At 70.8% G+C, this 7,083-nt stretch carries 5 protein-coding genes; 1 reads left to right on the forward strand and 4 read right to left on the reverse strand.

The window, feature by feature from the left end:
* Positions 1-10: 10 nt before the first annotated feature.
* The 3 genes from EES43_RS18240 to EES43_RS18250 all read right to left on the reverse strand — a co-directional run bounded on the left by EES43_RS18240 (position 11) and on the right by EES43_RS18250 (position 2,923).
* Complete coding sequence (locus EES43_RS18240) at positions 11-772, reverse strand: ABC transporter permease (RefSeq protein WP_124269679.1); 762 nt, start codon at positions 770-772, stop codon at positions 11-13.
* Positions 769-1,581 carry an ABC transporter ATP-binding protein gene (locus EES43_RS18245; RefSeq protein ID WP_124269680.1) on the reverse strand — a complete coding sequence of 271 codons (813 nt, stop codon included), beginning with the start codon at positions 1,579-1,581 and terminating at the stop codon, positions 769-771. Before EES43_RS18245 ends, EES43_RS18240 begins: the two co-directional genes overlap by 4 nt.
* 166 nt (positions 1,582-1,747) lie before the next feature.
* Positions 1,748-2,923, reverse strand: a complete 1,176-nt coding sequence (locus tag EES43_RS18250; RefSeq protein WP_124269681.1) for a C40 family peptidase — start codon at positions 2,921-2,923, stop codon at positions 1,748-1,750.
* Positions 2,924-3,327: 404 nt separating this feature from the next.
* On the opposite strand from EES43_RS18250, the gene pcrA reads away from it, so the two are divergent.
* Positions 3,328-5,766, forward strand: a complete 2,439-nt coding sequence (gene pcrA / locus EES43_RS18255; protein ID WP_124269682.1) for a DNA helicase PcrA — start codon at positions 3,328-3,330, stop codon at positions 5,764-5,766.
* 154 nt (positions 5,767-5,920) lie between these two features.
* Here pcrA and EES43_RS18260 read toward each other — a convergent pair.
* Positions 5,921-7,083: M23 family metallopeptidase (locus tag EES43_RS18260; protein WP_164493196.1), on the reverse strand; the 1,163-nt coding region annotated here is incomplete at its 5' end.

Consider the following 7,083-nt stretch of genomic DNA (forward strand, 5'->3'; position numbering starts at 1 on the left):
TCAGCCTGCCTCAGGCGATCTTCCGGCGATAGGCCGCCATCGCGAAGACGTACGCCACGACGAGGATGCCGGCGCACCAGGCGAGGGCGGTCCAGATGTCGTCGCCGACCGGCCGCTGGGCGAACAGGTCGCGGATCGTGTTGACGATCGACGTCACCGGCTGGTGCTCGGCGAACCAGCGCACGGGGCCGGGCATGGTCTCCGTAGGCACGAACGCCGAGCTGATGAACGGCAGGAAGATGAGCGGGTAGGCGAACGCGCCCGCGCCTTCGACCGATGCCGCGGAGAGCCCGGGAATCACGGCGATCCAGGTCAGCGCCAGGGTGAACAGGAACAGGATGCCGGCGACCGCGAGCCATTCCGCTACTCCGGCCCCCGTGCGGAAGCCCATGAGCAGTGCGACGCCCACGACGATCACGAGCGAGAGCAGGTTGGCGACCAGAGAGGTGAGGACGTGTGCCCACAGCACACCCGACCGTGCGATCGGCATGGACTGGAACCGCTCGAAGATTCCGCTCTTCATGTCGGTGAAGAGCCGGTAGGCGGTGTAGGAGACGCCCGACGCGATGGTGATCAGCAGGATGCCGGGCAGCATGTAGTTCACGTACGAAACCGACCCGGTGTCGATGGCGCCGCCGAACACGTAGACGAACACCAGCATCATGGCGACCGGCGTGATGACGGTCGTGATGATGGTGTCCATGCTGCGTGTGACATGGCGCAGGGTCCGCCCCGTGAGAACAGCGGTGTCGCCGAAGAAGTGCGCGGTCATCCTCGTCCCCCGTGGCTGTTCGTGCTGGTGGCGTCTCTCCTGTCGCCGCGGCCGATGACCGCGAGGAAGATCTCCTCCAGGGTCGGCTGCTTCTCGACGTACTCGACGGTGGCGGGCGGGAAGAGCTGCTTGAGCTCGGCGAGGGTGCCGTCGACGATGATCCGACCCTGGTGGAGGATCGCGATCCGGTCGGCCAACTGCTCCGCCTCCTCCAGATACTGCGTGGTGAGCAGCACCGTCGTTCCACGGCCGGCGCACTGCTTGACCGCGTCCCACACCTCGATGCGCGCCTCGGGATCGAGCCCGGCTGTCGGCTCGTCCAGGAAGATCACCGACGGATTTCCGATGAGGCTCATCGCGATGTCCAGCCGGCGGCGCATCCCACCCGAATACGTGGCCACCTTCCGCGTCCCGGCGTCGGTCAGCGAGAAGCGCCTCAGCAGGTCGTCAGCGATCGCGCCCGGGTCCTTGAGGTGGCGGAGCCTGGCGACGAGCACGAGATTCTCCCGACCGCTGAGGATCTCGTCGACGGCCGCGAACTGCCCGGTGAGGCTGATGGACTCCCGCACGTCCGCCGACTGCGTGGCGACGTCGAAACCATGGACGTCGGCCGTCCCCGCGTCGGCCTTCAGGAGCGTGGCGAGGATCCTCACGGTCGTCGTCTTGCCGGCCCCGTTGGAGCCGAGCAGGGCGAAGACGTTGCCTCGCGCCACGTCGAAGTCCACGCCGCGCAGCACGTGCAGTCCCCCGTACGCCTTCTCCAGACCTCGCACGCGAATCGCCGGGCCGGCGATCGATCGGGTCACCATGGTCATCCGCCTCCTTCGCGGAGCCTTCCAGGCGACCGCGAGGAAGCTCCTGCCGGAAGGATGGAGGGTTGACCCGGCGTCAGGGTCAAGCCGGCCCCGAGCGCGGCATCCCACCAGGTCCTGACCTGCCACTTCACGATGGCGGCGGCTCAGGCCCGGGGGGCGATCACGCCGGGCGCACGCTGCCGTAGATCGGCATGTAGTAGATCGACTCCTCGCGCACGTCCGCCCCCGGCTTCGGAGCGTGGATCATCATCCCGTCGCCCTTGTAGATCCCGACGTGGCTGATGTCGTCGTAGAAGAAGACCAGGTCACCGGGTTGCAGATCCGCCGTGGCGACCCGCTTGCCGACCTCGACCTGATCCCAGGTGGTGCGCGGCAGCGTGACGCCCGCCGCCTTCCACGCGGCCTGCGTCAGCCCCGAGCAGTCGTACGAGGACGGACCCGAGGCGCCCCACACGTACGGCTTGCCGATCTGCGCGCGGGCGAAGGCCAGCACCTTCTCGGCCTTGGCGGCGTAGCCGCTGTCCGCGCCGGAGCCGGAGCCGGTGTCCGTACCGCCGCCGGTCCCGCCGCCGTCCTGTCCTTCCGCTTCCTCCCGGGCCTTCTCCTCCGCGGCGCGTTCCCCGGCCTCGGCGGCCTGGCGGCGGGCCAGCTTCTCCGCCTTCTCCCGCGCCTCGGCCTCCTTCCCGCGCTCCAGCTCGGCCAGCCGGGCCTTCTCCTCGGCGGTCAGCCGTGCCAGCAGGCCCCGCGCCTCGGTGAGCCTGGTCTGCACGTCCTGCTTGCTGGAGCGCAGCGTGTCCTGCGCGTCGGTGAGCGTCTCCAGGCTCTTCACGGCCTTCGCGCGCTGCTGGGCCGCCCCGGCCTGCTGCGTACGGAAGTCGGACACGGCCTTCTGCTGCCGGCTCGTGACCCGCTTCATCAGCTGGTCCTGGTCGAAGTAGGACTGCGGGTCGTCGGCCAGGAAGAAGGTGGCGGTGGGGGCGATGCCGCCGCTGCGGTACTGCGCCGCCGCGTAGCCGCCGAGCGCCCGGCGCGCCTCGTTGATCCGCTCCGTCCGCTTCGCCACGTCCGCCATGAGCGCCTCGACCTCGGCGCGCCGGGTCTCCGAGGCGGTCCTGGCCCGGTTGTACTCCTGGGTCGCGCTGCCCGCCTGCCGGTAGAGCTCGTCGACCTTCTGCCGGACCTCCTCGACCGCTGGGCGGGGCTCGGTGGGCGCGGCCGTGGCGCTCTGCGCGGAGAGCAGGGTGACGGAGGCCAGCGCGGCCGTCGTCAGTCCGACGGCGGGAGTGGTGGTGCGCGCCTTCGCGCGCGGCTTGCGATGCGATGCCAAGACCGGCATCTCCTTCCGTGGACCGTCTACCGGGTCGGGGGTGTTCGAACGGAACGGAAGGCTGTCCTGCGGTCCGGCTCCGCTCCGCTGGTCCCGTTCGGCTCCATCCGGTCCCGTACGGCTCCGTTCGGCTCCATCCGGTCCCGTCCGGCTCCGTTCGGCGCGTGGTCCGCCTCTCGCGGGTAAGGGCCGCCTGACGCAGCACGCTAGCCAACCCGGGCCGCCACCGGAAGGACGGTGAGCGATATGCCCGATACGTTTTCGTGACCTTCGCCGCCGCACGCGCCGGAGATCCCCTCGGCCCGGCCCGCCGGTACGGAGCGCGGTCGCCCGCTTCCTGTCCGTACCGGTAAGTGGCCGTTTCCGTCGTACGGCGGAAGGTTGTCGGTGCGGCCCTCTAAACTCGGATCGCGATGAGCAGCCTCTTTGACGACAGTTTCCTGACCGGCCTCCAGTCCGCGGAGGACGGCCCGCCGCCGCCCCCCGAGGACCACGCGCCCGAAGCGGTGCCGGAGGACCTCTTCGAGGGCGTCTTCGACGCGCCTCCGCCGCCCCGGGAGGGGTACTACCGCGACGGCCACCCGCGCCCCGTGATCGACTCCGCCGCGCTGCTCGACGGGCTGAACACCGAGCAGCGCGCCGCCGTCGTGCACGCCGGGTCCCCGCTGCTCATCGTCGCCGGAGCCGGCTCCGGCAAGACCCGGGTGCTCACCCACCGCATCGCCCACCTGCTGGCCGAGCGCGGAGTGCACCCCGGGCAGATCCTCGCGATCACCTTCACCAACAAGGCCGCGGGCGAGATGAAGGAGCGCGTCGAGCAGCTCGTCGGACCGCGCGCCAACGCCATGTGGGTCATGACCTTCCACAGCGCGTGCGTGCGCATCCTGCGCCGCGAGTCGAAGAAGCTCGGCTTCACCTCGTCGTTCTCGATCTACGACGCCGCCGACTCCAAGCGCCTGATGGCCCTGGTCTGCCGCGACCTCGACCTGGACCCCAAGCGCTATCCGCCGAAGTCCTTCACCGCCAAGGTCTCCAACCTCAAGAACGAGCTCATCGACGAGGAGGCGTTCGCCGGACAGGCGGCGGATGGTTTCGAGAAGACGCTCGCCCAGGCGTACGCGCTCTACCAGGCCCGCCTCCGCGAGGCCAACGCCCTGGACTTCGACGACATCATCATGACGACGGTCCACCTGCTCCAGGCGTTCCCGGACGTCGCCGAGCACTACCGCCGCCGCTTCCGCCACGTCCTGGTCGACGAGTACCAGGACACCAACCACGCCCAGTACACGCTCGTACGGGAGCTGGTCGGCCCGGCCGGCGCGGACGACGCCCCCGCCGAGCTGTGCGTCGTCGGCGACGCGGACCAGTCGATCTACGCCTTCCGCGGCGCGACCATCCGCAACATCCTCCAGTTCGAGGAGGACTACCCGGACGCGACCACGATCCTGCTGGAGCAGAACTACCGCTCCACGCAGACGATCCTCTCCGCCGCCAACGCCGTCATCGAGCGCAACGAGAGCCGCCGCCCCAAGAACCTCTGGACCAACGCGGGCTCCGGCGCCCGGATCACGGGCTACGTCGCGGACACCGAGCACGACGAGGCGCAGTTCGTCGCCGACGAGATCGACCGGCTCACCGACGCGGGCGACGCCAAGGCCGGGGACGTCGCCGTCTTCTACCGGACGAACGCCCAGTCCCGTGTCTTCGAGGAGATCTTCATCCGGGTCGGCCTGCCCTACAAGGTCGTCGGCGGCGTCCGCTTCTACGAACGCAAGGAGGTCCGGGACGTCCTGGCCTACCTCCGTGTCCTCGCCAACCCCGAGGACACCGTCCCGCTGCGCCGCATCCTCAACGTCCCCAAGCGCGGCATCGGCGACCGCGCCGAAGCGATGATCGACGCCCTGTCCATGCGCGAGAAGATCTCCTTCCCGCAGGCGCTGCGCCGCGTCGACGAGGCGTACGGCATGGCCGCCCGCTCGTCCAACGCCGTCAAGCGCTTCAACACGCTGATGGAGGAGCTGCGCACGATCGTGGAGTCCGGCGCCGGACCGGCCGTCGTGCTGGAGGCCGTTCTGGAGCGTACGGGCTATCTCGCCGAACTCCAGGCGTCGACCGACCCGCAGGACGAGACCCGCGTCGAGAACCTTCAGGAACTCGCCGCCGTCGCCCTCGAATTCGAGCAGGAGCGCGGGGACGAGGAGGGCGCGGGCACGCTCGCCGAATTCCTGGAGAAGGTCGCGCTGGTGGCCGACTCCGACCAGATCCCCGACGAGGACGAGGACGGTTCCGGTGTCATCACGCTGATGACCCTGCACACCGCCAAGGGCCTGGAGTTCCCGGTGGTCTTCCTCACCGGCATGGAGGACGGCGTCTTCCCGCACATGCGGGCCCTCGGCCAGACCAAGGAGCTGGAGGAGGAGCGCCGCCTCGCCTACGTCGGCATCACCCGCGCCCGCGAACGCCTCTACCTGACCCGGGCCTCGATGCGCAGCGCCTGGGGCCAGCCCTCGTACAACCCGCCCTCGCGGTTCCTGGAGGAGATCCCGGACCAGCACCTGGAGTGGAAGCGCAAGGGTCCGATGGCCGCCCCGGCCGGACCGACCTCGGGCGTCACGTCCTCGCTCTCCTCCTCGCGCTCCCGCTCCGGCCCTTCGGGCTTCGCGACCCGGCGCGGCGCGGAGAAGCCCGTGGTCACGCTGGTGGTCGGGGACCGGGTCACGCACGACCAGTTCGGGCTCGGCACGGTGACGGCGGTCGAGGGCTTCGGCGACCAGGCGAAGGCGACGGTGGACTTCGGGGACGAGCGTCCGAAGAAGCTGCTCCTGCGGTACGCACCCGTCGAGAAGCTGTAGCGGGCTCCTCCACCCCGCGGCGCGGTCTCGGACCGCCCCGCAGGGCGCAGGGACGGGGAAGGACAGGGGCGGCCGGGGAGGGCCACAGTCGCGGGGCCGGCGCGGACCCTCGGGCCCTGGTGGGGCCTGAGGGCCTGACGGCTGCCCGGGGGCGTCAGGTGGGGTCGACGCCCTTGCTGCGGAGCCAGGCGAGCGGGTCGATCGGCGCGCCGCCGCCGGGCCGGACCTCGAAGTGCAGGTGCGGACCGGTGGAGTTGCCGGAGTTCCCGGAGTACGCGATGACGTCACCGGCCTTGACCGGGCCGGAGCGGACCTTGTTGCTGCTCAGGTGGCAGTACCAGGTCTCCGTGCCGTCGGCGGCGGTCACGATCGCCATCACACCGTAGGCGCTGTTGAGCTGGGTGCGCACGGTGCCGTCCGTCGCGGACATGACCGGAGTGCCGTACGAGACGGGGAAGTCGATGCCCGAGTGCGCGGACATCCAGTTCACGCCCGCCTGGCCGTAGTAGGCGCTGAGACCGTGCTGCTTGACCGGAAGGACGAACTTGGGGCGCAGCGCCTCGCGGCGTGCGGCCTCCTCCTCGCGCTTCTTCTTCTCCATGGCCTGCCGCTCGCGCAGGTCGATGCGCTCCTGGGTGCGGCTCGCCCGCTCGCGGAAGTCGTCGCTTCCTTCGGAGAGTTGGGCCAACTGGCTGTCGAGCTTGTTGTTGGCGGCGACCGCCTTGACCGTCGCGGGGTCGGCGACCGCCAGGGACGCGGTCGTCTCCTCCGGCTTGTCCTCGCCGCCGCCGATGCCGCTGACGGAGGCGGCTGCGATGCCCGCGACGCTCATCACGCACGCGGAGGGGACGGCGACGGTCAGGAGCGCGGAACGCTTGGCGGGGCTGCGGCGGCGGGCCCGGTTGCGGGAGGCGGGGGCGTGGACCGCGGTGCGGTCCAGGGCGTGCGCGGCGGGGCTGCCGGGCGTGCCGTCGCCGCCCCGCGGAACGGAGTCGGTGCGGGATCCGGCTCCGGAATCCGGGCCGGCTCCGGCGTCCGGCTCCAGGACGCTGAACTCGGCGGTGGCCGCCACGTCCGCCAGCGGGGCCGGGCCGTCCTGCGCGGTGCGCTCGGTGTGTTCGGCCGCTCCGGGCTCGCTCTGCGGCGGCGCGGCGTCGGCCGTCCGCTGTTCGTACAGCGGATACGACGTGTGTTCGTGCTCGTACGCGGCGTCCCCGGGCGTGGCGCCGGAGTTCCAGGCGGTCGCGTCGTAGGCCCCGGTGTCGTACGCGCCCGTGTCGAAACCGCCGTTGCCGTAGGTTCCGGTCGCGAAGGCGG

It is taken from the genome of Streptomyces sp. ADI96-02 (genome assembly GCF_003846185.1).
Classification (GTDB): Bacteria; Actinomycetota; Actinomycetes; order Streptomycetales; family Streptomycetaceae; genus Streptomyces.

Coding starts and splice junctions, on each gene's coding strand:
- EES43_RS18240 (WP_124269679.1), bottom strand. CDS start 772: ATGACCGCGCACTTCTTCGGCGACACCGCTGTTCTCACGGGGCGGACC.
- EES43_RS18245 (WP_124269680.1), bottom strand. CDS start 1,581: ATGGTGACCCGATCGATCGCCGGCCCGGCGATTCGCGTGCGAGGTCTG.
- EES43_RS18250 (WP_124269681.1), bottom strand. CDS start 2,923: ATGCCGGTCTTGGCATCGCATCGCAAGCCGCGCGCGAAGGCGCGCACC.
- pcrA (WP_124269682.1), top strand. CDS start 3,328: ATGAGCAGCCTCTTTGACGACAGTTTCCTGACCGGCCTCCAGTCCGCG.